The organism is Kitasatospora sp. NPDC053057 (assembly GCF_044546945.1).
Lineage (GTDB): Bacteria > Actinomycetota > Actinomycetes > Streptomycetales > Streptomycetaceae > Kitasatospora.
This window is the reverse complement of record NZ_JBITZP010000001.1, coordinates 284,054-306,049: the sequence shown is the minus strand read 5'-3', so window position 1 is coordinate 306,049 and position 21,996 is coordinate 284,054. Positions and strand designations below refer to the sequence as shown.

At 74.3% G+C, this 21,996-nt stretch carries 20 protein-coding genes; 7 read left to right on the top strand and 13 right to left on the bottom strand.

Annotated features, from left to right (window positions below):
• Nucleotides 1-64: 64 nt before the first annotated feature.
• Nucleotides 65-787: a response regulator gene (locus ACIG5E_RS01395; protein WP_396530732.1), complete on the bottom strand. Its 723-nt coding sequence runs from the start codon at nt 785-787 to the stop codon at nt 65-67.
• The gene (locus ACIG5E_RS01390; protein WP_396530731.1) at nt 784-2,508 is read right to left on the bottom strand and encodes an ATP-binding protein; all 1,725 of its coding nucleotides are present in this window, start codon (nt 2,506-2,508) and stop codon (nt 784-786) included. Before ACIG5E_RS01390 ends, ACIG5E_RS01395 begins: the two co-directional genes overlap by 4 nt.
• A gap of 165 nt (nt 2,509-2,673) precedes the next feature.
• On the opposite strand from ACIG5E_RS01390, the gene ACIG5E_RS01385 reads away from it, so the two are divergent.
• On the top strand, nt 2,674-4,068 hold the full coding sequence (locus ACIG5E_RS01385) for a cation:dicarboxylate symporter family transporter (protein WP_396530730.1): 1,395 nt from the start codon (nt 2,674-2,676) through the stop codon (nt 4,066-4,068).
• A gap of 116 nt (nt 4,069-4,184) precedes the next feature.
• Here the strand turns inward: ACIG5E_RS01385 and ACIG5E_RS01380 are convergent, their stop codons facing one another.
• Both ACIG5E_RS01380 and ACIG5E_RS01375 read right to left on the bottom strand, forming a co-directional pair.
• Nucleotides 4,185-5,150, bottom strand: a complete 966-nt coding sequence (locus ACIG5E_RS01380; protein ID WP_396530729.1) for a hypothetical protein — start codon at nt 5,148-5,150, stop codon at nt 4,185-4,187.
• Between the two features lie 151 nt (nt 5,151-5,301).
• Nucleotides 5,302-5,805 (bottom strand): RNA polymerase sigma factor, encoded by a 504-nt coding sequence (locus tag ACIG5E_RS01375; protein ID WP_396530727.1) that lies wholly within the window; start codon nt 5,803-5,805, stop codon nt 5,302-5,304.
• 317 nt (nt 5,806-6,122) lie between these two features.
• Here ACIG5E_RS01375 and ACIG5E_RS01370 point away from each other — a divergent pair, with 317 nt between their 5' ends.
• Complete coding sequence (locus ACIG5E_RS01370; RefSeq protein WP_396530726.1) at nt 6,123-6,494, top strand: hypothetical protein; 372 nt, start codon at nt 6,123-6,125, stop codon at nt 6,492-6,494.
• 148 nt (nt 6,495-6,642) lie between these two features.
• On the opposite strand, the gene ACIG5E_RS01365 is transcribed toward ACIG5E_RS01370, so the two are convergent.
• The 7 genes from ACIG5E_RS01365 to ACIG5E_RS01335 all read right to left on the bottom strand — a co-directional run bounded on the left by ACIG5E_RS01365 (nt 6,643) and on the right by ACIG5E_RS01335 (nt 14,795).
• A complete protein-coding gene (locus tag ACIG5E_RS01365; protein WP_396530725.1) occupies nt 6,643-7,284 on the bottom strand; it encodes a GTP-binding protein in 642 nt (213 codons plus the stop codon).
• Nucleotides 7,265-7,612, bottom strand: coding sequence for a DUF742 domain-containing protein (locus tag ACIG5E_RS01360; RefSeq protein WP_396531005.1), 348 nt, complete (start codon nt 7,610-7,612; stop codon nt 7,265-7,267). Before ACIG5E_RS01360 ends, ACIG5E_RS01365 begins: the two co-directional genes overlap by 20 nt.
• A gap of 161 nt (nt 7,613-7,773) precedes the next feature.
• On the bottom strand, nt 7,774-8,184 hold the full coding sequence (locus tag ACIG5E_RS01355) for a roadblock/LC7 domain-containing protein (protein WP_396530724.1): 411 nt from the start codon (nt 8,182-8,184) through the stop codon (nt 7,774-7,776).
• Nucleotides 8,181-10,982: a nitrate- and nitrite sensing domain-containing protein gene (locus ACIG5E_RS01350; RefSeq protein ID WP_396530723.1), complete on the bottom strand. Its 2,802-nt coding sequence runs from the start codon at nt 10,980-10,982 to the stop codon at nt 8,181-8,183. The genes ACIG5E_RS01355 and ACIG5E_RS01350 overlap by 4 nt, the downstream gene beginning before the upstream one ends.
• A 152-nt stretch (nt 10,983-11,134) precedes the next feature.
• Complete coding sequence (locus ACIG5E_RS01345; protein WP_396530722.1) at nt 11,135-11,998, bottom strand: MHYT domain-containing protein; 864 nt, start codon at nt 11,996-11,998, stop codon at nt 11,135-11,137.
• Nucleotides 11,999-12,229: 231 nt separating this feature from the next.
• Nucleotides 12,230-13,594 carry a cytochrome P450 gene (locus ACIG5E_RS01340; protein ID WP_396530721.1) on the bottom strand — a complete coding sequence of 455 codons (1,365 nt, stop codon included), beginning with the start codon at nt 13,592-13,594 and terminating at the stop codon, nt 12,230-12,232.
• Nucleotides 13,595-13,727: 133 nt separating this feature from the next.
• Complete coding sequence (locus ACIG5E_RS01335; RefSeq protein WP_396530720.1) at nt 13,728-14,795, bottom strand: RNA ligase (ATP); 1,068 nt, start codon at nt 14,793-14,795, stop codon at nt 13,728-13,730.
• A gap of 349 nt (nt 14,796-15,144) precedes the next feature.
• Here ACIG5E_RS01335 and modA point away from each other — a divergent pair, with 349 nt between their 5' ends.
• From modA to ACIG5E_RS01320, 3 genes are read left to right on the top strand one after another with little or no spacing between them, the layout of a single operon-like run.
• The gene (modA, locus tag ACIG5E_RS01330) at nt 15,145-16,005 is read left to right on the top strand and encodes a molybdate ABC transporter substrate-binding protein (protein WP_396530719.1); all 861 of its coding nucleotides are present in this window, start codon (nt 15,145-15,147) and stop codon (nt 16,003-16,005) included.
• Entirely contained in the window at nt 16,002-16,934 is a 933-nt protein-coding gene (locus tag ACIG5E_RS01325) for an ABC transporter permease (protein ID WP_396530718.1), read from the top strand. The genes modA and ACIG5E_RS01325 overlap by 4 nt, the downstream gene beginning before the upstream one ends.
• The gene (locus ACIG5E_RS01320) at nt 16,931-18,109 is read left to right on the top strand and encodes an ABC transporter ATP-binding protein (protein WP_396530717.1); all 1,179 of its coding nucleotides are present in this window, start codon (nt 16,931-16,933) and stop codon (nt 18,107-18,109) included. Before ACIG5E_RS01325 ends, ACIG5E_RS01320 begins: the two co-directional genes overlap by 4 nt.
• Nucleotides 18,110-18,189: 80 nt before the next feature.
• Here ACIG5E_RS01320 and ACIG5E_RS01315 read toward each other — a convergent pair whose 3' ends face one another.
• Nucleotides 18,190-18,801 carry a response regulator gene (locus tag ACIG5E_RS01315; protein WP_396531004.1) on the bottom strand — a complete coding sequence of 204 codons (612 nt, stop codon included), beginning with the start codon at nt 18,799-18,801 and terminating at the stop codon, nt 18,190-18,192.
• A gap of 92 nt (nt 18,802-18,893) precedes the next feature.
• Nucleotides 18,894-20,117 (bottom strand): sensor histidine kinase, encoded by a 1,224-nt coding sequence (locus ACIG5E_RS01310; protein ID WP_396530715.1) that lies wholly within the window; start codon nt 20,115-20,117, stop codon nt 18,894-18,896.
• Between the two features lie 217 nt (nt 20,118-20,334).
• Here ACIG5E_RS01310 and ACIG5E_RS01305 point away from each other — a divergent pair, with 217 nt between their 5' ends.
• Both ACIG5E_RS01305 and ACIG5E_RS01300 read left to right on the top strand, forming a co-directional pair.
• Entirely contained in the window at nt 20,335-21,252 is a 918-nt protein-coding gene (locus ACIG5E_RS01305) for an ATP-binding cassette domain-containing protein (RefSeq protein WP_396531003.1), read from the top strand.
• Nucleotides 21,249-21,989, top strand: coding sequence for a hypothetical protein (locus ACIG5E_RS01300; RefSeq protein ID WP_396530714.1), 741 nt, complete (start codon nt 21,249-21,251; stop codon nt 21,987-21,989). The genes ACIG5E_RS01305 and ACIG5E_RS01300 overlap by 4 nt, the downstream gene beginning before the upstream one ends.
• Nucleotides 21,990-21,996: the final 7 nt, after the last annotated feature.

Genomic DNA, 21,996 nt, shown 5'->3' with positions numbered 1-21,996 from the left:
CACGCCGCCGACCGCTCCTGACCGGACCCGCCCGAACAGGACCGAACCCGACCGGCCGGTAGCGTCACCGCCCCTTCCACCGGTAGCAGAGCTCCGGCCGCCCGACGCTCCCGTACTGCGGCTCGCGCACCGCCCGGCCGGTGTCCACCAGGTGTTCGAGGTAGCGCCGCGCGGTGATCCGGGACACCCCGGCGGCGGCGCCGGCGGCCGCCGCCGACAGCCCGGTCGAGGCCTCCCGCAGCACCGAGGCGACGGTGTCCAGGGTGGGCGCGCTCAGCCCCTTGGGCAGCGAGGTGCGCTCGGGCGTGCGGAGCAGGGCCAGCGCCTGGTCGACCTCGTCCTGGCCGGTCGCCTCGCCGGTGCGCCCGAGGCTGTCCCGGTAGCGGGCGTAGCGCTCCAGCCGGTCGTGCAGGGCCGCCGCGCTGAACGGTTTCAGCAGGTACTGCACGACCCCCGCCGACACCGCTTGCCGGACCATGGCGAGGTCGCGCGCCGAGGTCACCGCGATGACGTCGGTGCCGTGCCCGGCCGCGCGCAGCGTGCGGCACAGCTGGAGGCCGTGGCCGTCCGGCAGGTAGAGGTCGAGCAGGGTGAGGTCGACGGGCGCCCCGGCGGCGCGCGCCCGCTCCAGGAAGCGCAGCGCGTCGGCGCAGCTGTGGACGGTGCCGACGGCGTGGAAGCCTGGCTCGCGTTCGACGTACAGGGTGTGCGCGGCGGCGGCCACCGGGTCGTCCTCCACGACCAGGACGGAGATCCCGTTGCGGGCCTCGGCGGCGGCGCCGGTCACGCCGGGGCCCCTTCGCGCTCCCGCACCCGGCCGGCCAGCGGCAGCCATACGGTGAGCACCGCGCCGCGGTCGCGCCCGACCTCGACGGTGCCGCCGTTGCGCCGGGCGGCCTGGGCGACCAGGGCCAGCCCGAGGCCGTGCCCGCGGCCGTCCTGCTTGGTGCTCCAGCCGCGCCGGAACACGTCCTCCACGGCGGCCGGGTCGATGCCCGCGCCGGTGTCGGCGACCCGCAGCAGCAGGCAGCCGCCCCGGGTGTCCGCATGGCCGGTTCCACCGCCGCCCCCGCCGTCCCCCTGCCCCGAGTCCTCGATCCGCGCCGTGACGGTGACCTCCGGTGCGACCGGGCTGTGCGCGGCCCCGGCGATCGCGGCGTCCACCGCGTTGTCGATGAGGTTGCCGAGGACGGTGATCAGGTCCCGGGGGGAGAGCCCGGGCGGCAGCACCCCGTCGTCGATCCGGCTGTCCTCAGTGAGGGTCAACTCCACGCCCCGTTCGGCCGCTTGGGCCGCCTTGCCGAGCAGCAGCGCGGCCAGCACCGGCTCGCTGACCGCCGCGACCACCCGGTCGGTGAGCTGCTGGGCGAGGGCGAGTTCGGCGGTGGCGAACTCCACCGCCTGTTCGTGGCGGCCGAGTTCGATCAGCGAGACGACGGCGTGCAGCCGGTTGGCGGCCTCGTGCGCCTGTGCGCCGAGCGCCTCGGTGAAGCCGCGCACCGAGTCCAACTCTCCGCTGAGCGACTGCAGTTCGGTGTGGTCGCGGAGGGTGACCACCCGGCCGAGGCCGGTGCCGATGGTGGAGGTGTTGAGCACCACGACCCGCTCGGCGGTCAGGTGCACCTCGTCCCGCACCGGCGCCTCGCCGAGCACGGCCGCCACCAGTGCCTCCGGCAGTCCCAGTCCGGCCACCGGGCGCCCGTCCAACTCGCCTGCCAGTCCGAGCAGTTCGCGGGCGGCGTCGTTGCACAGCACCACCCGGTGCGCGCGGTCGAGCAGGATCAGCCCCTCGCGCACCGAGCGCAGGGTCGCCTGGTGGTACTCGTAGAGGTGGCTGAGCTCGTCCGGCCCCATGCCGTGGGTGTGCCGCCGCAGCCGGGAGTTGGCGAGGTAGGTGCCCGCCCCGCCGAGCGCCAGGGCGGCCACCGCGACCCCGACCAGGGCCAGCAGCGGTCCGCTCAGCTGGCCGGAGATCGACTCCAGCGTCAGCCCCACGCTGACCAGGGCGACCACCCGGTGCCGGTCGTCCCACACCGGGGTGACCACCCGCACGGACGGGCCGAGCGTGCCGGTGTACGTCTCGCTGCGGGTCTGGCCGGCCAGCGCCCAGTCGATGTGCCCGAGGTAGCGCTTGCCGATCTGCTCGGGCAACGGGTGGGTCCAGCGCACCCCGTCGGTGTCCATGACGGTGATGAAGGAGACCCCGGTGTCCTGGCGCACCTGCTCGACGTACGGCTGGAGCACTGCGGTCGGGTCGGGCCCGCCGACGGCGGAGCGCACGGTCGGCGAGTCGGCGACGGCGTGGGCGACCGAGGTGACCTCGCGGCGGGCCGCGTCCTCGGTTCGCTCGGCGGTGAACAGGTACGCGAGCACCGCGCCGCCCGCGACCACGGCGGCGACGATGACCACCTGGACGACGAACAGCTGCCCGGCCAGGCTGCGGACCAGCCGGCGCGGCAGGGGGAACACCCGGTGACGCGAGCGGGTGGGGGCGGTGCTCACGGACATGCCTGCCAGTGTGCACCACGGCCCGGGCCGCCCCCAGGGGCCGGACCGCTCCCGTCGCGCCATGAACTCTATGAACGCAAACGTGACCTCCGTCACGCCCGGACCCCATAGTCGGAGCGGCCCACCACCCGGGGCCGCCAGGACTGCAGGGCGAAGGAGCCGCAGATGTCGATCACCGAGAACACCACGGCGGGGGGACCCAGACGCAAGGACCGGACCCACTACCTCTACCTGGCCGTGATCGCCGCGGTGGTCGCGGGCGTAGTGGTCGGACTGGCCGCCCCCGGTTTCGCCGTGGGGCTGAAGCCGGTCGGCACCGGGTTCGTCAATCTGATCAAGATGATGATCAGCCCGGTGATCTTCTGCACCATCGTGCTGGGCATCGGCTCGGTCACCAAGGCCGCCAAGGTCGGCAAGGTCGGCGGCCTCGCCATCGGCTACTTCCTCGCCATGTCGACCGTCGCGCTGGCCATCGGCATGGTCGTCGGCAACCTGCTGGAGCCCGGCGACGGCCTGCACCTGACCGCCGCGCTCGCCAAGTCCGGCCACGCCCAGGCCGCCGCCGGCGGCGCCCAGTCGACCACCGACTTCCTGCTCGGGATGATCCCCGACACCCTGTTCTCGGCCCTCACCCAGGGCAAGGTGCTGCAGACCCTGCTGGTCGCGCTGCTGGCCGGCTTCGCGCTGCAGGCGATGGGCCCGGTCGGCGCCCCGGTGCTGCGCGGGATCGAGCACCTCCAGCGGCTGGTCTTCCGGATCATGTCGATGATCATGTGGGTCGCGCCGGTCGGCGCCTTCGGGGCGATGGCGGCGGTGGTCGGGGCGACCGGCGTCGACGCGCTGAAGAGCCTCGCCGTGATCATGATCGGCTTCTACGTGACCTGCGTGCTCTTCGTCGTCGTGGTGCTCGGCGCGCTGCTGCGCCTGGTCGCCGGGGTCAACGTGTTCGCGCTGCTCAAGTACCTCGGACGCGAGTTCCTGCTGATCCTCTCGACCTCCTCCTCCGAGAGCGCGCTGCCCCGGCTGATCGCCAAGATGGAGCACCTCGGCGTCAGCCGCCCGGTCGTCGGCATCACCGTGCCGACCGGCTACAGCTTCAACCTGGACGGCACCGCGATCTACCTCACCATGTCCTCGATCTTCATCTCCGAGGCGATGGACAAGCCGATGTCGATCGGCGAGCAGCTCTCGCTGCTGGTGTTCATGGTGATCGCGAGCAAGGGCGCGGCCGGAGTCACCGGTGCCGGGCTGGCCACCCTCGCGGGCGGGCTGCAGTCGCACAAGCCGGCGCTGGTGGACGGGGTCGGCCTGATCGTCGGCATCGACCGGTTCATGTCGGAGGCCCGGGCGCTCACCAACTTCGCGGGCAACGCCGTCGCGACCGTTCTGATCGGCCACTGGACCGGCGAACTGGACGGCGAGCGCGCCCGTCGGGTGCTCGACGGCGAGCTGCCGTTCGACGAACTCACGCTGGTCGACACCCACGGGCCCGCCCGTCCCGCGCCGGAGGCCGACCCCGCTCCGGAGGCCGTCCCCGCCGCTGCGACGGCCACCAGCTGAGCCAACACCCCGCACTCCCCCGGTCCGGCGCCTGTCACCTTCCCCCGGAAACGGCGCCGGGCCGGGGGTCCCCCGTTCCGTCCGGGGCTCCCGCCCGGGCCCGGTTCACAGCTCCTTCACAGCTCCTGCGAGCCGCTGACCGCCCAGGTCACCCCGCTGGCCGGATCCTCCAGCGCAACGTGCAGATGGCGCAGCCCGGCGGTCGGCTCCTGCCAGGTGAAGCAGCGCATCCGGGCCACCAGGGCGTCCACCTCGGAGCGGTCCGGGCCGCTCGCGCCGGCCATCGCGCCCAGCGCGCGCCAGAGCCGCAGCCGCCCGTGCGCGCAACCGTGCGTCCGGCCGACCGCGGCGGCCTGCACCAGCGCCGGGTAGACGAGCGCGAACGGCAGGAACCCGCCGAGCACCCGTCGGCCCCGGGCCAGCACGGCAGTCGCCTGCGGGGCCGGACCGCGGACACAGACCACCTCCGCCCAGGGCACCAGCGCGGCCAGCTCGGCCAGGCCCCGGGTGACCCGCTGCCCGCCCGGCCGGGCCGCCGCCTTCGGCAGTTCGACCTGGACCAGGCCCTCGCGGCTGGCCGGCAGGGTCAGCACCGCGCTGCGCGCTCCCCCGCCCGGCAGGTACTCGCGCACCCGCGCGGCCTCGTCCCAGCCCGCCTTCTCCCAGGGTTCCAGGCGCAGCGGCACACCTTCCGGATCGGGCTCGGCCCCGTACGAGAGGTCCTCGCCGAGCAGCACCCGGGTGTGCGCGACCAGACGGCGCACCGGGGCCGGACCGAGCAGCGGGGCCAGCCGCAGCCAGGAGTGGCGGGTCGCCAGCACCTCCCAGAGCGGACCGGCGTCGTGGTCGGCCACCCCGGCGACCGTCCCCTCACCGCCATCCGCGTCGAACAGCCGGACGGCCAGTTCGGGCGGTGCCGCGTAGGCGATCAGATGGCCGAGCGGCGCGGTCAGGGCCACCGCGGCCTGCTCCCCGCCCTGCACGACGGCGGCCGCCCGGCCCTGCCGGTAGGCGGCGAGCAGCTCGGGCCAGCGGCCGTCCTCGGCCAGGGCGCGGAGGCTGTGGTCCTCGTACGTGATCACGATTTTCAGCGTACGGGCCGGGGTCGCGCATCAGCCGACTTACCGTCGGCTCGGTGCGTCGGGGTGCGGACGGCCCGGGCCGTCGGCGGTCGACCGGGCACTCGACGGTCGTCAGGGGTCGTCGCCGGACGTCAGGGGCCGTCGCCGGTCGTCAGGGGTCGTGCCGGCGCTCGCGCTCCAGGACCGCGCGCAGCCGGCCGTGGGCGCGGCGTCGGGTGACGGCCAGGGTGCTGCGGTGGAGGCCGAGCAGTTCGGCGGCCTCGTCGACGGAGTAGCCGTCGAGGTCCACCAGCACCACGGCGCGGGCCTGCTTGACGGTCAGGAAGCCGAGCAGCCGGACCACCTCCCAGCGGGCCTGCAGCTCGGCCATCCCGCCGTACGGCGCTTCGAACGCGGCGCGGCCGCGCTCCGCCGCCTCGGCGAACTCGGGCACCTCGGGCAGCGCCACCCGGCGGCGCTCCCGGCGCCACTGGTCGCGCAGGATGTTCGTCATCGTGGTGAACACGTAGGCGTACGGCTGCGGATGGCTGAGGAAGCGCTCGGGGCGGCGGGCGATCCGCAGGTACGCGTCGTGGACGATGTCGCCGGCCGCGAGCGGGCTGCCGGTGAGCATCGCGGCCGCCTGTTGGAGTCTGGGCAGCAGTGCCGTGAACACGCGGTTGAAATCGGTGGATTGGCGTTCCGTCGGCTCCGGACCGAAGTCCTTCCGCCGTCCGCCCGCGTACCGTCCGCTGCATTCCGCCATGCCGTTCTCCCCGGAAATCGGCATTCCGAACGCCCAGTCGGGGCTGGCCCCAGCCCAACCGGACAGGTTGTGACACAGGTCACATCATAGGTCGTCCTCTCACGGTGCGCAGTCATTCGTGTGCAATTCGTCATCGGCCGGACGGGAGGCGGGAATTCACCCTCCGCCGACCACCGCCCGGCCGGGGCATTCCGCCCGATGGGAACCGTTGAGCGAGGAGAACCACCATGCGAGGCTGCATCGCCAGGAAGATCGCCACGTTCGGGATGGCCACCGCGGCCGCCCTCGGCATGCTCGGGACCGCCACCCTGCCGGCCGCCGCGGCGCCGGCCGACGACCAGACCATCACCCCGGGCGCGGCCGCGGCCTCGCCCCACGTCGCCGCCGCCCCCTACCACTGCGTCATCACGGCCAACTACGGGTGGCGCTGGGAGGGGTACTGCAACATCTACTCCGGCCAGCTGCGCACCATCACCTACTGCGCCAACGGCAGCTACTCCGTCGGCCTGTGGATCGGTGCCCGGCCGGAGGCGTGGGCGGTCTGGGGCAACTGTCCGGGATCGACCTGGACGAAGATCGTGTTCCAGTGGCACAGCTGAGCGGGTAGCGGCTGCGGGGAACGACGACGAACAGATGACAGCTGACAGATTTCGAAATCCGTTATCTGTCGGCTGTCATCTGTTATCCGTCACCCGTCATCCGTCACCGGTCATCTGTTCCTGTCGTCTGCCTCCTGCCGTCTGTCTGTCACCGGGCCGGCGAGACCTCCGCCAGCAGCCGGGCCGCGTGCACCCGCCCGGCGTGCTCGACCAGGTTGATCAGCACCTCCTTGCCGGAGGCGCGCCGCCGGGCATCGCAGAGCACCACGGGCGTACCGGAGTCCAGGTCCAGCGCTCGGGCGACCTCCTCCGGACCGTACTCACGGGTCCCGGAGAAACGGTTCACCGCGACGACGAACGGGATGCCGCGGTGCTCGAAGAAGTCGACGGCTGGGAAGCAGTCGGTCAGCCGCCGGGTGTCCGCGAGCACCACCGCACCCAGCGCGCCCTGCGCCAGCTCGTCCCAGAGGAACCAGAACCGGTCCTGCCCCGGGGTGCCGAACAGGTAGAGGGCCAACCCCTCCCGGATGGTGATCCGGCCGAAGTCCATCGCCACCGTGGTGGTGGTCTTGCGCTCCACCCCGTCCAGGTCGTCCACCTCCCGCCCGGCCTCGGTCAGCCGTTCCTCGGTGCGCAGCGGGCGGATCTCGCTGACGGCTCCGACCAGCGTCGTCTTGCCGACCCCGAAGCCGCCCGCCACCAGGATCTTGAGCGTGAGCACGGAGTCGGCCGGATCCACCGGATCGGACGGCCAACGGTCGGACGGGTGGTCAGAGTGCGCGGAGCCCATGGACGACCTCCTGGAGGATGCGCTCGTCGGGGAGCAGGGCGGGCGGGACGGGGCGGCTGACTCGGATGAACCCGGCCGCCAGCAGGTCGCCGAGCAGCACCCGCACGACCCCCACCGGCAGGTCGAGGTCGGCGGCCAGCTCGGCCACGGACAGCGGCGTGCCCCGGCACAGGCCGAGGATGCGCGCCTGCTCCGGGCCGACCGGCGGCTCGGGCGCGTCCGGGGCGAACGCCGGGTCGGGCAGGTCGGAGACGACCACGGCGATCAGGTCGAACTGCTGCTCACCGGCGCCGGTCCGGCCCCCGGTCACGGCGTACGGGCGGACCAGCGGCCCGGCCTCGTCGTCGTACCAGCGAGCCCGGTGGGCGGCGGCGAGCGGGTTCCGGGGCGGCCGGCCGGGGTCGGCCCGCGGATGCTCCGGATGTCGCTGGTGGTACGGGCGGAACGCGGGCTCCGACCGGTACGGGCGGTCCGGGTGGGACACCGTCCTCACCCGCCGTGCAGCGCGCGGGGCGGGGCGCTCAGGTGCTCGCCGACCCGGCGGACCAGTCTGGCCATCTCGTAGGCGATCAGCCCGAGATCGGCCCGGGCGGTGGCGAACACGGCCAGGCAGGTGCCCTCCCCGGCCGCCGCGACCAGCAGGTAGCCGCCCTCCAACTCGACCAGGGTCTGCCGGACTTCACCCGCGTCGAAGTGCCGGCCGGCGCCCTTGGCGAGGCTGTGGAAGCCGGAGGCGACGGCGGCCAGGTGCTCGCCGTCCTCACGTTCCAGACCGGCCGAGGTGCCCATGGCCAGGCCGTCGGCGGAGAGCATCACGGCGAAGCGGACCTCGGGGGCGCGCTGGACCAACTCGTCTAGGAGCCAGTTCAGTTCCCCCGTGCGGTGGGTGGTGCCGATCACGGCCGGTCTCCTTCGGGTCGGTGGTCGATTCGGTTGTCGGGTCGCTCTGGGAGCCGGTCGTCGGGTCGCTCGTCGAATCGCCGGTCGGGCCGCAGGCCGCGCGCCCAGCCGCTCTGGAAGGCGGACATCGCCGCCCGCGCCGCCTCCGGGCTGCGGGTCGCGGGCCCCGCGCTGGCCCCGTTGGAGGCTGTACGGCGGCCGCGCGGGCCGGCGCCGACCGGGGCCTCCCGCAGCTGCGGCACGAGGCTCGCCTGGCGCACCCGGCGCGGCAACTCCTCGGGAGCGTCCGCCGGTTGCCGTTCACCCGGCGGCGGCGCGGTCGCCGTCCGGTACGGCGGCGGCGAACCGGGCTGCGGACGGGAGGCGGCACCCGGGCCCCCGTCCGCAGCCGGTCCGGCCGTCCGGGTGCCGGAGGCCCGGACGGGGGTGCGGCGCACCGGCCCGGGGTCGCCGCCCCGGACACCGAAGGGCAGCAGCGCCCCACCCTCCGGCGACGGCCCACCCGCCGCCGGAAGCTCGATCTCCGTCACCCCGCCGCCCGGGAAGGCCGACGCCGGCCGGGACTGCGGCCACGACGCGACGCCCGGTACGGGCCCGGGCACGGATCCCGGCACGCACTGCGGCCACGCCGCAGGACCCGGAACCTGCGCCGGTGCCGGGGCCGGGCCCGGAGCCGGAGCCGGAGCCGAAGTCGGGGCCCCGGCCGACCCGCCCGGCACGGTCGCGACGTCCAACTCCGCTACCACTTCGAAGCCTTGAGCCTGCTCCTCGCGCCCGTCGGCCAGCAGTTCGGTCGGCAGCAGGACCACGGCGGTGGTGCCGCCGTACGCGGAGGTCACCAGCGAGACCCGTACGTCGTGCCGCCGGGCGAGCCGGCTGACCACGAACAGGCCGAGCCGGTCGCTGTCGAACAGGTCGGTCTGCTCGACGGCGGCGATCCGCCGGTTGGCGGCGGCCAGCGCGGCCGGGCCCATCCCGAGGCCGCGGTCCTCGATCTCCAACGCGTAGCCGTTGCCGACCTGTTCACCGCGGACGTGGACCCGGGTGTGCGGCGGGGAGAACCCGGTGGCGTTCTCGACCAGTTCGGCCACCAGGTGGGTCAGGTCGGCGACGGCGTGGCCGACGACGGCGGCGCGCGGCAGCGGGTGCACCTCGACCCGGGCGTACTCCTCGACCTCCGAGACGGCCGCCCGCACCACGTCCACCAGCGGGACAGGCCGGCGCCAGGCCCGGCCGGGGGCGGCACCGGAGAGGATGATCAGGCCCTCGGCGTGGCGGCGCATGCGGGTGGTGAGGTGGTCCAGCCGGAACAGGTCGGCCAGCTCGGACGGATCCTCGGTGCGCCGCTCCATCGTGTCCAGCAGAGTGAGTTGGCGGTGCACCAGGACCTGGCTGCGGCGCGCGAGGTTGACGAACACCCCGGACACTCCGGACAGCACCTCGGCCCGTTCCACCGCCGCCGTGACGGCCGCCCGCTGCACCGTTCCGAGCGCCCGGTGGACCTGGCCGATCTCGTCGTCGCGGCCCACCGGGCGAGGCGCCTCGGTCTCGATGTCCACCTCCTCCCCGGCACGCAACTTCCGGATCGTGGCGGGGAGTTTGCGACCGGCCAGATCAAGTGCCGAGTTCCGCAGGCCGGTCAGCTCGGTGACCAGGCCGCGGCCGATCTGCACCGAGATCACCAGCGAGGCGACCACCCCGAGCAGACCGAGCACCACGGCCATCCCGGCCGGGGTGAACAGGCCCAGCGCGTAGGGGTTCTGGCGCTCGGCTGCGAGCCGTCCGGCCCGGTCCTCGACGCCGCGCAGCCCGTCGGCGACGTTGCCCGCCACCATCGCCCACCGGTCCGCCGGCACCGCGGCGACGGCGGACCGGCCGTCGGCGGCGGTACGGACCTTCTCCTCGTAGCCGACCAGCTCGCGGTGGTCCGGCCCGGCGGTCAGGGCGAGCAGCGCGTCCCGGTCGGCCGAGCCCAGATCGGCGGCCGCGCCCTGCTCGAACGCGCGCCGGGCGAAGGCCACTCCGGAGAACTCGCGCAGCTGGTCGTCGCCGAGCCCGCCGGAGAGCTGGGCGGAGCGCACCAACGCGTCCTCCCGGGCGAGGAGTTCACGGGAGCGTGCCAGGTCCAGCAGCACCCGGGTGTCGGCGCCGGCCCGACCGGCCTGCGACGGCGCGACGGCACCGGAGACGGCCAGCGCCCGGTCCACCGCCTCGCCGTACGCGGCGTACGCCTCGGGCCAACCGACGCTCCGGGCCAGCACCTTGCCGCGCAGTTCGGGCAGGGCGGCGAGGGAGTCGCCGAGGGAGTCCAGCCGGGCGGCGGCGTCGGCGCCCAGGCCCTGGGCGTCGGCACGGTTGTAGCCCCCGCCGGGGTGGCGCGGGTCGGGGAACAACGGGGCGAGCGCCCGGTCGGTGGCGGCGGCGGCCTCGCGCAGGGCGCTCTCCCGGCCGGCGGCGGGCACGGTCCCCGGGACGAGTCCCGGTCCGGCCAGGAGCTGACCGGCGGCCGCACGCTCGGCCTGCAGGCCGGTGACCGTGTCCGCGACGGGGGTGAGCAGGGTGCGCTGGGCGTCGCGCAGGCGCAGCAGATCCCAGACGCCCTGGGCGGTGGTGACGGTGGCGAAACCCCAGAGGGCGATGACGGAGACGACCGGCACCATCAGCAGGGCGATGATCCGGGCGCGGACGGTCCGGGGGCGCAGCCCGCGCAGCCAGGGGCCGGGGCGCGGCGGACGGGCGGGCGGCCCGGCATGGGCACCCCGGCGGGCGCCGGGGGCGGTACCGCGGTCTTCTCGCATGGGTGTGGGGCCTTTCGGGCGGGGGCGTGGAGAGACGGGCTCAGGCGGCGCGAGGCTCAGGCACAGCGGGGCTCAGGCACAGCGGGGCTCAGGCACAGCGGGGCTCAGACGCGACGGCGCTCAGACGCAACGGCGCTCAGGCACGGCGGGGCTCAGGCCGCGCGGTCGTGACCGTACGGGTCGTGTCTGTACGGGTCGACGCCGTAAGGCTCGTCGAGCGCGACGTCCGCCCGGCCGGCCGGGGCGGGAACCTCCTCGACGGCCGGCTCCCCCTCCGCCGGCTCGCCGGCCCGTTCCTGGGCGGTCGGCGAGAGCGCGACGAAGGCGGAGGCGAGGAACAGGAACGAGCCGAGGCCGACGGCGAGCGGGAAGACGAACTCCATCGGGCTGACCCCGCCGAGGTCGGTACGGGCCGGATCCAGCTGGACGTGGACGGCGGCCATGCCGATGTAGTGCATGCAGCTGACGGCGAGCCCCATGCCCAGCGAGGCGGCCGCGGCCGCGTACACGTTGCGGATGGTGACGGCGGCCCAGAGCGCGGCGGTGGCGGCGCCGACCGCGACCAGCACGGACAGTGCGACCGTCCCGGCCTCGTAGCGCAGCCCGCCGTGCATCCGGACGGCGGCCATGCCCAGGTAGTGCATCGCGGCGACGCCGACGCCGGTGGTGACGCCGCCGCCCAGCAGGGCGAGACCGCGGTGCCGGCCGTAGCAGACCACGGTCAGACCGAGGCCGGTGACCAGCACCGCGACCAGCAGGCTCAGCACGGTCAGCGGCACGTTGTAGCGCAGCTCGGTGCCGTCGACGGCGAAGCCGAACATGGCGACGAAGTGCATGGTCCAGATGCCGGAGCCGATCGCGGCGGCGGCGGTGAGCAGCCAGTTCCGACGGGTGGCACCGGTGGCGGCCAGGCCGCGCAGGGTGCAGCGCAGGCCAAGGGCGGCGCCGGCGCAGGCCATCGCGTACGAGAGGACGGGAGTCAGCCAGCCGAAGCTGAAGTGGTTGAGGGTGCCCATGGGATCTCCGGTCGACCGGTCGGGCCCGGGGCGGTCAGCAGTGCGCCCGGGCACCCCGGTCGGGCGGACTGCACACGACGTGCATATGCCAGCCGCATGTGCGCTTCCGACCTGGGGTGCGTGGGACGCTATCGAGCGGCCGGAATCGGCCTGGCGAAGATCTGAAAAGCTGCACACGCGACTGGGGCGATGTGTTCGAATGACCCGGTCGTGTGCCCAGCGAGCCGATCGTCAGTCCACCGCCGTCACCCGTACCCGCATCGCGCTCGCCGCCCGGAGCGTGATCCCCTGCGTGAGCGCCACCCGCCGGTCCACCGCCTCCAGCTCGAAGTCCCGCAGCAGCACCCCGAGAGTCAGCACCGATTCCAGCATCGAGAAGTGCTGCCCGATGCACGCCCGCGGCCCGCCGCCGAACGGGAACCAGGCGTACCGGTGGCGCGCCTTCTCCTCCTCCGGCAGGAACCGGTCCGGGTCGAAGCGCTGCGGCTCCGCCCAGTGGTCCGGGTGCCGCTGGGTAACCAGCGGCGCGACCACGACCTGTGCCCCCGCCGGGATGACGTGCCCGTCGATGACCGTCTCCTCGACCGCCCGCCGCCCGACCAGCGCCGCCGCCGGGAAGAGCCGCATCGCCTCCTTGAGCACCCGGGTGAGGTAGGGCAGCCGTTCCAGATCGGCCGCCGTCGGCGCCCGCCCGGCCAGGACGGTCCGCGCCTCCTCCTGGGCGAGCTTGCGCTGCTCCGGGTGTTTGGCCAGCAGGTGCAGCGCGAAGGCCAGCGAGGTCGCCGTGGTCTCGTGGCCGGCGAGCAGGAACACCAGGACCTGGTCCCGGAGTTCGGCCGGATCCAGCCGCTCGCCGTCCTCGCCGCGCGCCCGCCCGAGCAGGGTCAGCAGGTCGTCCGCGTCCTCGTCGCCGCCCCCGCGCGCGGCCCGCTCGGCGATGATCCGGTCGCACACCTCGTACAGCGCCCGCTGCGCCTCCAGGCCGCGCCGGTTGCCCGGCGTCGGCCAGGAGCGCGGGAGGCGGACCGGTGCGAAGCCGCGCTCCTTGACGTACTCGCCGAGCGCCGGGAAGCTGCGGTTCACCACCTCCACCGCCTCCTCCACGTCGGCGCCGAAGAGGATCCGCGCGACCGCGCGCAGCGCGAAGCGCGACATCTCCTCCGCCGCGTCCACCACCCCGTCCGGCACCGCCCGCCAGCGCTCGGCGAGGGCCTGCGCCTCCTGCGCGAGCGCGTCCGCGTAGCCGTCCACCCGGCGCCGGGTGAACAGCGGCTGGATGAGCCGGCGCTGGCGCTGGTAGACCTCGTCCTGGCTGGTCAGCAGCCCGTTCCCGACACTGGTCCGCAGCTCGTCGTAGAAGTTGTTCTCCTTGCGGAAGTTCGCCGCCTCGCTGCCCAGCACCTGGTGGACGCCCTCCGGCGAGAACACCCCGTAGAACTCGACGCGCAGCCCGGGCGGCCCGGCCACGAAGCGCACCACGTCCCCGTGGTCGCGCCGGGCCGCGAGGTAGGTGCGCAACGGACGGCGGGTGAGGTCGAAGAGCGAACCGACCAGGGGATTCCCGGCCGGTCCGGGTGTGGCGGCTGCGGTGGCCATCGGCACTCCTTCTGGGCTTCCTCGGCGCTGGCTGCGCTTGGTAACCCTTCAACCTTACTGACGGGTATTCAGTCGAGGAAGCCGCAGACGGAAGCCGTCCCGCAAGCCGTCGGTGAAAGTCGCCGGAGGGATCTCACTCGTACTCGGTGCCACCCTTGCGGGTCAGGTACGCGTCGCTGACCACCTTGGCGATCGCCCGCCCGCCCAGCAGCAGACTCCAGCGCTCGACCACCGGCCGGACCACCACGCCCTCGCGCACGTGGAGTTCGCGCCCGGAGTGGGTCTCCCTGCCCTGCGCGTACGCCAGCACCGTGTCGGTGTCGAACGGCCCGCGCCACAGTTCGGGCACCAACGGCAGTTCGCCGTCGAGCAGTTCGGCGGCCGGCAGCCAGTTCAGCTGTCCGTCCACCACGGCCGACACATCGAACGCGGCGTACCCGGGGCGTTCGGTGCGCGCGGAGACCCCGTACGTCAGGTCCTGCACGCCCTCGCCGAACACCTCGCCGAAGATGCCGACCCGCTCGGCGCCCAGCCGTTCGGCCAGCCGGGCCGCCACCGCCGGGAGGTCGTACGCGCGCACCGCCCGCCAGTACAGGTTGCGCTCGTCCTCGACCAGCGCCAGGCCCTGCGCACCGATCCCCTTGGAAGAGACCTGCACCTCGCCGGTGGCGGCGGTGTAGGTGACCAGGCAGCAGCTGCCGTGCAGCTTCTCGGTCAGCACCACGGGCTCGCCGGGCTCGAAGACGTCGGGGTGGCGCTTGAGGTTCTCGATGTCCACCCAGGGCAGCAGATCCGGCGCGCTGACCACGTCACCGCTCATCGAAGTCGGCACCGGCGGCTGCCACTTGACGATCCCGAGCAGCTCGGCGAAGTCCTCGCCCCGCTCGGCGGCCCCGGCCAGGTCGGCGCCGGACAGCGCGGCGGGCCGGCAGACGATGCCCTGCGACAGCTCCCCGCGCAGCCGTACCGCCTTGACCCGGTTCGCCGCGCCGCCCGCCAGCTTGCCGGTCAGGCCGAGCTCATCGATCAACTCGTCCGGCAGGACGGCCTGTTCGGGGATGTAGACGGCGTGGTCACCGGTCCGGTACACACCCTTCGCGACCACCGCCCGATAGAGGCCGACCTGTGCCAGCTCCAGGGCATCGGCGTTCGGATGCTCCAGGATGACCAGTCTCTCGGCGGTGACTCGCAGTGTGGACATGGACGGACTCCTCCCCGTGGATCCGTGTGGATCGACCGTTGGGCCCGGGCGGCCGACGTTCGGCCGCGCCTGCGGGCTGCGACCACTCTGACCTCTCCTCCGGCCCGGGTGCGACGGATTTTCCACCGGACCCGCCCTCCCCGACACCGCTCCCACCGTCCGCACCGGAACCGTCCGTGCACGTTTGAGCCTTCGCACAGCGGCCCCGAGACCCCTGCCCCACCGCGCCTGTGCGAAGCGACAGAGGATTTATCGCTCGCATCTGCGGCACTATGATCGCCGTAATGGCCGCACCTGCGGTCACGCCTCCGCGCCCCCGTTCGGCGCGAACCCTGGAGGGGAAGCACCGATGAGCACCCGCACCATCGCCACCCGCAGACTCGCCATCGCCGCCGCTGCGGCCCTCGCCCTCAACCTCGGGGCCACCGCCTGCGGCAGCGACGGCGGCAGGTCCTCCGGTTCCGCCTCCTCCGCGACGACCGCCGCCGCCACCACCGCGAGCAGCGACGGCGGCACCGACAACGCCCCGAAGGCCAAGGGCGCCATCACCGTGTTCGCCGCCGCCTCGCTCAAGGAGACCTTCACCGAGCTCGGCAAGAAGTTCGAGGCCGCCAACCCCGGCACCAAGGTCACGTTCAACTTCGGCGGCAGCTCCGCCCTCGCCACCAGCATCAACTCCGGTGCCCCGGCGGACGTGTTCGCCGCCGCCAGCCCGGCCACTATGAAGACCGTCACCGACGCGGGCGGTGCGAACGGCGCACCGAAGACCTTCGTCAAGAACACCCTCACCATCGCCGTGCCCAAGGGCAACCCCAAGTACATCGCGGGCCTGAAGGACCTCACCGGCTCCGGCGTGAAGGTCGCGCTGTGCGCGAAGGAGGTGCCCTGCGGCGCCGCCGCCCTCACCGCGCTGAAGGCCGCGGGCCTCAACCTCACCCCGGTCACCCTGGAGCAGGACGTCAAGGGCGCGCTCACCAAGGTCGAACTCGGCGAGGTCGACGCCTCGCTGGTGTACAAGACCGATGTGCAGGCCGATGCTGCGAAGATCGACGGCGTGGACTTCCCCGAGGCCGACAAGGCCGTGAACGACTACCCGATCGCCGCCCTCGCCAAGGCACCGAACAAGGACGGCGCGGCGGCCTTCGTCGCCTACGTCCAGTCGCCCGAGGCCAAGCAGGTGCTGACCGCGGCGGGTTTCCAGGCGCCATGAAGGACCGCACCACCGCGCGCGGCCGGGCCCGCGGCGACGAACTCGACCGGAGCCGCACCACCGGCCCCGGCCGGGGCGGCGCCGCCGAGGCGCCGACCGGACCCGCGAAGGCCCTGCCGCGCCGCCGGGGCACGCGCCGCCACCCGGGCTCGCAGCGCGTCCCGGTCACGCTGCTGCTCCCGGCACTGCTCGGCCTGGCGTTCCTGATCCTCCCGCTGGTCGGGCTCCTGGTCCGGGCGCCGTGGAGCGGCCTGTCCGAGCAGCTCACCAGCAGCGCCGTCTGGGACGCCCTGCGGCTGTCCCTGATCTGCGCGACCGCCGCCACGGCGGTCTCGCTGGTCCTCGGCGTCCCGCTGGCCTGGCTGCTGGCCCGTACCGAGCTGCCCGGCCGCCGGCTGATCCGGGCGCTGGTCACCCTGCCGCTGGTGCTGCCGCCGGTGGTGGGCGGTGTGGCGCTGCTGCTGGTGCTCGGGCGACGCGGGATCGTCGGCTCCTGGCTGGACTCGGTCTTCGGCATCACGCTGCCCTTCACCACCACCGGGGTGGTGATCGCCGAGGCCTTCGTGGCGATGCCGTTCCTGGTGATCAGCGTCGAGGGCGCGCTGCGGGCGGCCGACCCCCGCTACGAGGAGGCCGCGGCGACCCTGGGAGCCTCCCGGCTGACCGCGTTCCGCCGGGTCACCCTACCGATGATCGCCCCGGGGATCGCCGCCGGAGCCGTCCTGGCCTGGGCCCGGGCGCTCGGCGAGTTCGGCGCGACGATCACCTTCGCGGGCAACTTCCCGGGCCGCACCCAGACCATGCCGCTGGCCGTCTATCTGGCCATGGAGTCCGATCCGGAGGCCGCGATCGCGCTGTCGCTGGTCCTGCTGGTGGTCTCCGTCGCCGTCCTCGTCGGCCTGCGCGACCGATGGATGTCGACCCCGTGACCCAGGATGCCGAGCCGATGAACCCCCCGCACCGTACGAGCAGCCCCTCGACCCCGGGCACGACGACCCCGGGCACGACGCCCACCGAGGGCGGCACCACGCCTGCCGAGGGCACCACCGGCGCCGCCCTCGACGCCCGCCTCCGGGTCGACCGCGCCGCCTTCGCCCTCGACCTGGCGCTCACCGCCGCCCCCGGCGAGGTGATCGCGCTGCTCGGCCCGAACGGTGCCGGCAAGTCCACCGCCCTGCGCGCCCTGGCCGGGCTGCTCCCGCTCACCGGCGGCCACCTGCGACTGGACGGCCAAGTCCTGGAGGACCCGGCCCGGCGCCTGCACACCCCCGCCGAACAGCGGCCGGTCGGCGTGGTGTTCCAGGACTACCTGCTCTTCCCGCACCTCAGCGCGCTCGACAACGTCGCCTTCGGCCCGCGCTGCCAGGGCCGCCCAAGGCGCGAGGCCAGGGCCGAGGCGGCGGCGTGGCTGGAGCGGATGGGCCTGGCCGAGCACAGCTCGGTGCGCCCCGGCCGGCTCTCCGGTGGCCAGGCCCAGCGGGTGGCGCTCGCCCGGGCCCTGGCCGTCCGCCCCCGGCTGCTCCTACTGGACGAGCCGCTGGCCGCCCTGGATGCCCGCACCCGGCTCGACGTACGGGCCCAACTACGGCGCCACCTGGCTGAGTTCGAGGCCGTGGCGGTGCTGGTGACGCACGACCCGCTGGACGCGATGGTGCTTGCCGACCGGCTGGTGGTGATCGAGGACGGCCACGAGGTGCAGTCCGGCAGCCCGGCGGAGGTCGCCCGCCGGCCGCGCACCGACTACATCGCCCGCCTGGTCGGCCTCAACCTGTACCGGGGCCGGGCCGAGGGCACCCGGGTCACCCTCCCGGACGGGACCGTCCTGACCAGCGCCGAGGAACTGTCCGGACCGGCGTTCGTGGCCTTCCCGCCCTCCGCCGTCACCCTGTACCGGGAGCGGCCGCGGTCCAGCGCCCGCAACCTGTGGCAGGCCGAGGTCACCGGCCTGGACCTGCACGGCGACCGGGTGCGCGCCGAACTCTCCGGCGCCCTGCCGATGGCCGCCGACCTCACCCCGGCCGCGGTCGCCGAACTGGGGCTGGCACCGGGCACGGCGGTCTGGGCCTCGGTCAAGGCCACCCAGACTCACGCCTACCCGGCCTGACCCGCCGACCGCCCCGAACCGCCCGCCCACCCGACTGCCCGCCCACCCGACTGCGCGGGCGCCCGACCGCCCGACCGCGCCTACTCCGACGGCTCGACGAACCCCGACTCGTACGCGGCGATCACCGCCTGGGTGCGGTCCCGCGCGCCGAGCTTCGCCAGCACGCTGCTGACGTGCGTCTTCACCGTCTGCACGCCGAGGACCAGCTGCTCGGCGATCTCCCCGTTGCTGAGCCCGCGCGCCATCAGCCGCAGCACCTCGGCCTCCCGGCCGGTCAGGGCCGCCCGGTCCAGGGCCGCGCGGGCGGCGGGGTTGCCGTGCCCGGCGGCCAGGCGGCGGATCGCGGCCGGGAACAACAGCGACTCGCCGGCCGCCGCCAGCCGTACGGCGTGGGCGATCTCGGCCGGGCGGGAACGCTTGAGCAGGAAGCCGTCGGCGCCCGCGCGCAGCGCCTGGTAGACGTAGTCGTCGTTCTCGAAGGTGGTGACGACCAGGATCCGCGGCGGCCGCTCCCCCGGCGCGCCGGGGCGCAGCAGTTCGCGGGTGGCGGCCAGGCCGTCCAGGACGGGCATCCGGACGTCCATCAGGACCACGTGCGGGCGCAGCGCGCGGGCGAGGGCCACCGCCTCCGCGCCGTCGGCCGCCTCGCCGATCACCCGCAGATCGCCCTGGGCTTCCAGTACGGCCCGCATCCCGGCCCGGACCAGTTCCTCGTCGTCGGCGAGCAGGATGTCCGTCACGCCCGTGCCGCCTGCCGTCCAGCCGCCGTCTGCAAGATCATTCGTCACGCGCCCAAGCGTAGGGGCAGCCGGACGGCGAGCACCCACTCCCCGGCCCCGTCCGCGAGCGACCCGGCGGTCGGCCCGGCGGGGTCGACCGGCCCGGCCGAGGCCGCGCCGCCGAGCAGCACGGCGCGCTCGCGGATGCCGCGCAGCCCCTTGCCGCCCTTGCGCGAGCCGCCGCCCCGGCCCGGCGCCGCCACCAGGCGGTTGGCGCAGCGCAGCTCCAACTGCCCGTCCCGGACGGCGACCTGGACGTCGACCGGCTGGCCGGGCGCGTACTTGAGCGCGTTGGTGACGCCCTCCTGGACGATCCGGTAGGACTCGCGCGAGAGCACCCCGGGCAGCACTCCGGCCGGCACCTCGACCCGCGCCTCGACCGGGCTGCCGGCCGCGCGGGCGGTGTCGAACAGCGCGGGCAGCTGGTCGATGCCGGGCTGCTCGGTGGCCGCCCCGTTCCGCGCCCCGCCGCCCGCCGGGGTCTCGCGCAGCAGGACCAGGGTGCGTTCGAGGTCCTCCATCGCCTGCCGTCCGGTCTCCTCGATCACTTCGAGCGCCTTGGCGGCGAAGGCCGGGTCCCCGACCTCGCGCGCCGCTCCCGCCTGAAGGACAGTCACCGTCAGTGCGTGGCCGATGGAGTCGTGCAGCTCGCGGGCCAACCGGTTGCGCTCCAACAGCCGTTCGGCCCGCAGTTCCGCCTCCGCCAGCCGCTCCGCCGGGGAGGGCCCCAGCAGCCGTACAGCCATGGCGAGTTGGAGGCGGCCCGCCCAGACCACCAGCCAGCCGTAGGCGAGTGCCAGCACCGGGGCCAGCGGGAGGTACCAGAGGGCGCGCGGACCGGTCAGCAGGTTGAAGACCGGGGTGAGGCCGAAGACCGTCGCGAAGCCGACCGCCGAACCGAGCACCACCCGCCCGATCAACCAGACCGCCGTACGCCGCCGGTCGGCCCACGTGTCGGAGGGCTCGACGCCGATGTCCTCCTCGCGGTCCGGCACCAGCAGCAGCCGCGCCTGCACACCCTCGGCGCGGCGCGCCGCCGGGACGAGGGCGACCAGCGCGAGCACGACGACGTCCAGCCAGACGGCCCCCGCCAGGATCTCACCGAGGCTCTTCCGGTACGTGCCCGGGTAGATCATCAGGATGACGCCCGCGAAGATCCACCCGACCAGCAGGTGCAGCAGCCGGGCGTAGCTGGCACCGGCCACCAGCGGCGCGAGGATCGTGGTCACTCCGCTCCGGATCCGGAACGCGGTCATTCTTGGCACCGCCCCATCCTGCCAGCTCAGCGGGCGCCCCCGGCTCCCCCGCCGGGTTGCCGCCGCCTCCCTCCCGGGAGGGAGGCGAATCCCCGCTGCGGCGGGATCCGCCCACCCGGCCCGCTCCGGTCGAATGGAACCACCGCCCGGAGAACGGACGGTGACCACCTACGAGGAGGCGAGGGCGGCCGTGATCGAGATCCAGGGCCTGACCAAGGAGTACGACGGCCGGCGGGTCGTCGACGACCTGTCGTTCGAGGTCCGGCCCGGCGTGGTCACCGGTTTCCTGGGCCCGAACGGCGCCGGGAAGAGCACCACCATGCGGCTGGTCCTCGGCCTGGACCGCCCCACCGCCGGGCACGCCCTGGTCGGCGGCCGCCCGTACGCCGAACTCACCGATCCACTGCGGCGGGTGGGCGCACTACTGGACGCCCAGGCCCTGCACGGCGGACGGACAGCTCAGGGCCATCTGCGCTGGCTCGCCGCGAGCAACGGGCTGCCAGAGCGGCGGGTCGGCGAGGTACTCGCCCAGGTCGGGCTGGCGGAGGCCGCCGGGCGACGGGTCCGGGGCTTCTCCCTGGGGATGCGCCAGCGCCTCGGGGTGGCCGCCGCACTGCTCGGCGACCCGCCGGTGCTGCTGTTGGACGAACCAGTCAACGGCCTGGACCCGGAGGGCATCCGATGGATCCGCACCCTGCTGCGCGAACTGGCAGCCGAGGGACGGGCGGTGCTCGTCTCCTCCCATCTGATGACCGAAATGGCCCTCACCGCCGACCACTTGGTGGTCATCGGTCGCGGCCGACTGCTCGCGGACGCGGCCACCTCCGAGTTCATCGACCGCCACGGCCGCACCAGGATCCGGGTCCGGGCGGTGGACGCCGCCAAGTTGGCCGCGCTGCTCGGCGGGCCCGACCACGGCCTCGCCGCCGTCGAAGTCGACGGCGGCGCCTGGGAGGTGACCGGCGCCGAACCCGAGCGGATCGCCGCACTGGCCGCCGCGCACGGCGTGGTGCTGTACGAGATCGCGGTCCAACAGGACTCGCTGGAGGAGGCGTTCATGCGGATGACCGCGGACAGCGTCGAGTACCGCGCGGAGGCCACCGCATGAGCGCCCTGTCGCAGGCCTTCCGCGCCGAGCGGATCAAGCTCACCACCCTCCGCTCGCTCTGGCTCCCGCCGCTGCTCGCCGTGCTGCTCACCGCCGGTGCCACCACGGCCGTCGGCGCGGCCCTCGGCGACGTCGACCACAACATCACGGACGACCCGGGTGTCGGCGTCTTCTACGGGCTCAACTTCGGCCAGGCCGCGCTGGTCGCCTTCGGAGTCCTGCTGATCGGCCAGGAGTTCAACACCCGGATGATCGACGTCTCGCTCGCCGCCGTCCCCCGGCCCGGCCGACTGTACGGCGCCAAGCTGGCGTTGGGCGCTCTGATCGGCCTCGGCGCGGGCGCGGCCGGTACGGCGGGCGCCTACGCCGGGTACGCGGCCACCGTCCCCGCCGACTGGCACGGCCCGGCGTTCGCCCGCGCGGCCACGGCCGGGGTGCTCTACCCGGCGTTCCTGGTGGTGTTCTGCCTCGGGGTGACGGCGCTGTTCGGCAACCTCACCGCCGCCATGGGCCTGCTGACCCCGGCCGTCTTCCTGCTCTCGCCGCTGCTCTCCGGCGTGCCCGGTCTGCGCGAGGTGTTCCAGTTCCTCCCCGACCGGGCCGGCCAGTACGCGCTGCGCTACGCCGACGACCCGCAGCTCGTGTACGGGCACTGGACCGGGCTGGCGATCATGGCGCTGTGGACGGCACTGGCGGCGTACGGCGGACTGCGGGCGATGCGGCGGCGCACCAAGTGACCCTGAG

Excerpts from the sequence above, each read along its gene's own strand:
- modA (WP_396530719.1), top strand. The coding sequence starts at position 15,145 with ATGAGCACCCGCACCATCGCCACCCGCAGACTCGCCATCGCCGCCGCT.
- ACIG5E_RS01385 (WP_396530730.1), top strand. The coding sequence starts at position 2,674 with ATGTCGATCACCGAGAACACCACGGCGGGGGGACCCAGACGCAAGGAC.
- ACIG5E_RS01390 (WP_396530731.1), bottom strand. The coding sequence starts at position 2,508 with ATGTCCGTGAGCACCGCCCCCACCCGCTCGCGTCACCGGGTGTTCCCC.
- ACIG5E_RS01350 (WP_396530723.1), bottom strand. The coding sequence starts at position 10,982 with ATGCGAGAAGACCGCGGTACCGCCCCCGGCGCCCGCCGGGGTGCCCAT.
- ACIG5E_RS01300 (WP_396530714.1), top strand. The coding sequence starts at position 21,249 with ATGAGCGCCCTGTCGCAGGCCTTCCGCGCCGAGCGGATCAAGCTCACC.
- ACIG5E_RS01370 (WP_396530726.1), top strand. The coding sequence starts at position 6,123 with ATGCGAGGCTGCATCGCCAGGAAGATCGCCACGTTCGGGATGGCCACC.
- ACIG5E_RS01325 (WP_396530718.1), top strand. The coding sequence starts at position 16,002 with ATGAAGGACCGCACCACCGCGCGCGGCCGGGCCCGCGGCGACGAACTC.
- ACIG5E_RS01365 (WP_396530725.1), bottom strand. The coding sequence starts at position 7,284 with ATGGGCTCCGCGCACTCTGACCACCCGTCCGACCGTTGGCCGTCCGAT.
- ACIG5E_RS01345 (WP_396530722.1), bottom strand. The coding sequence starts at position 11,998 with ATGGGCACCCTCAACCACTTCAGCTTCGGCTGGCTGACTCCCGTCCTC.
- ACIG5E_RS01335 (WP_396530720.1), bottom strand. The coding sequence starts at position 14,795 with ATGTCCACACTGCGAGTCACCGCCGAGAGACTGGTCATCCTGGAGCAT.
- ACIG5E_RS01340 (WP_396530721.1), bottom strand. The coding sequence starts at position 13,594 with ATGGCCACCGCAGCCGCCACACCCGGACCGGCCGGGAATCCCCTGGTC.
- ACIG5E_RS01315 (WP_396531004.1), bottom strand. The coding sequence starts at position 18,801 with ATGCGGGCCGTACTGGAAGCCCAGGGCGATCTGCGGGTGATCGGCGAG.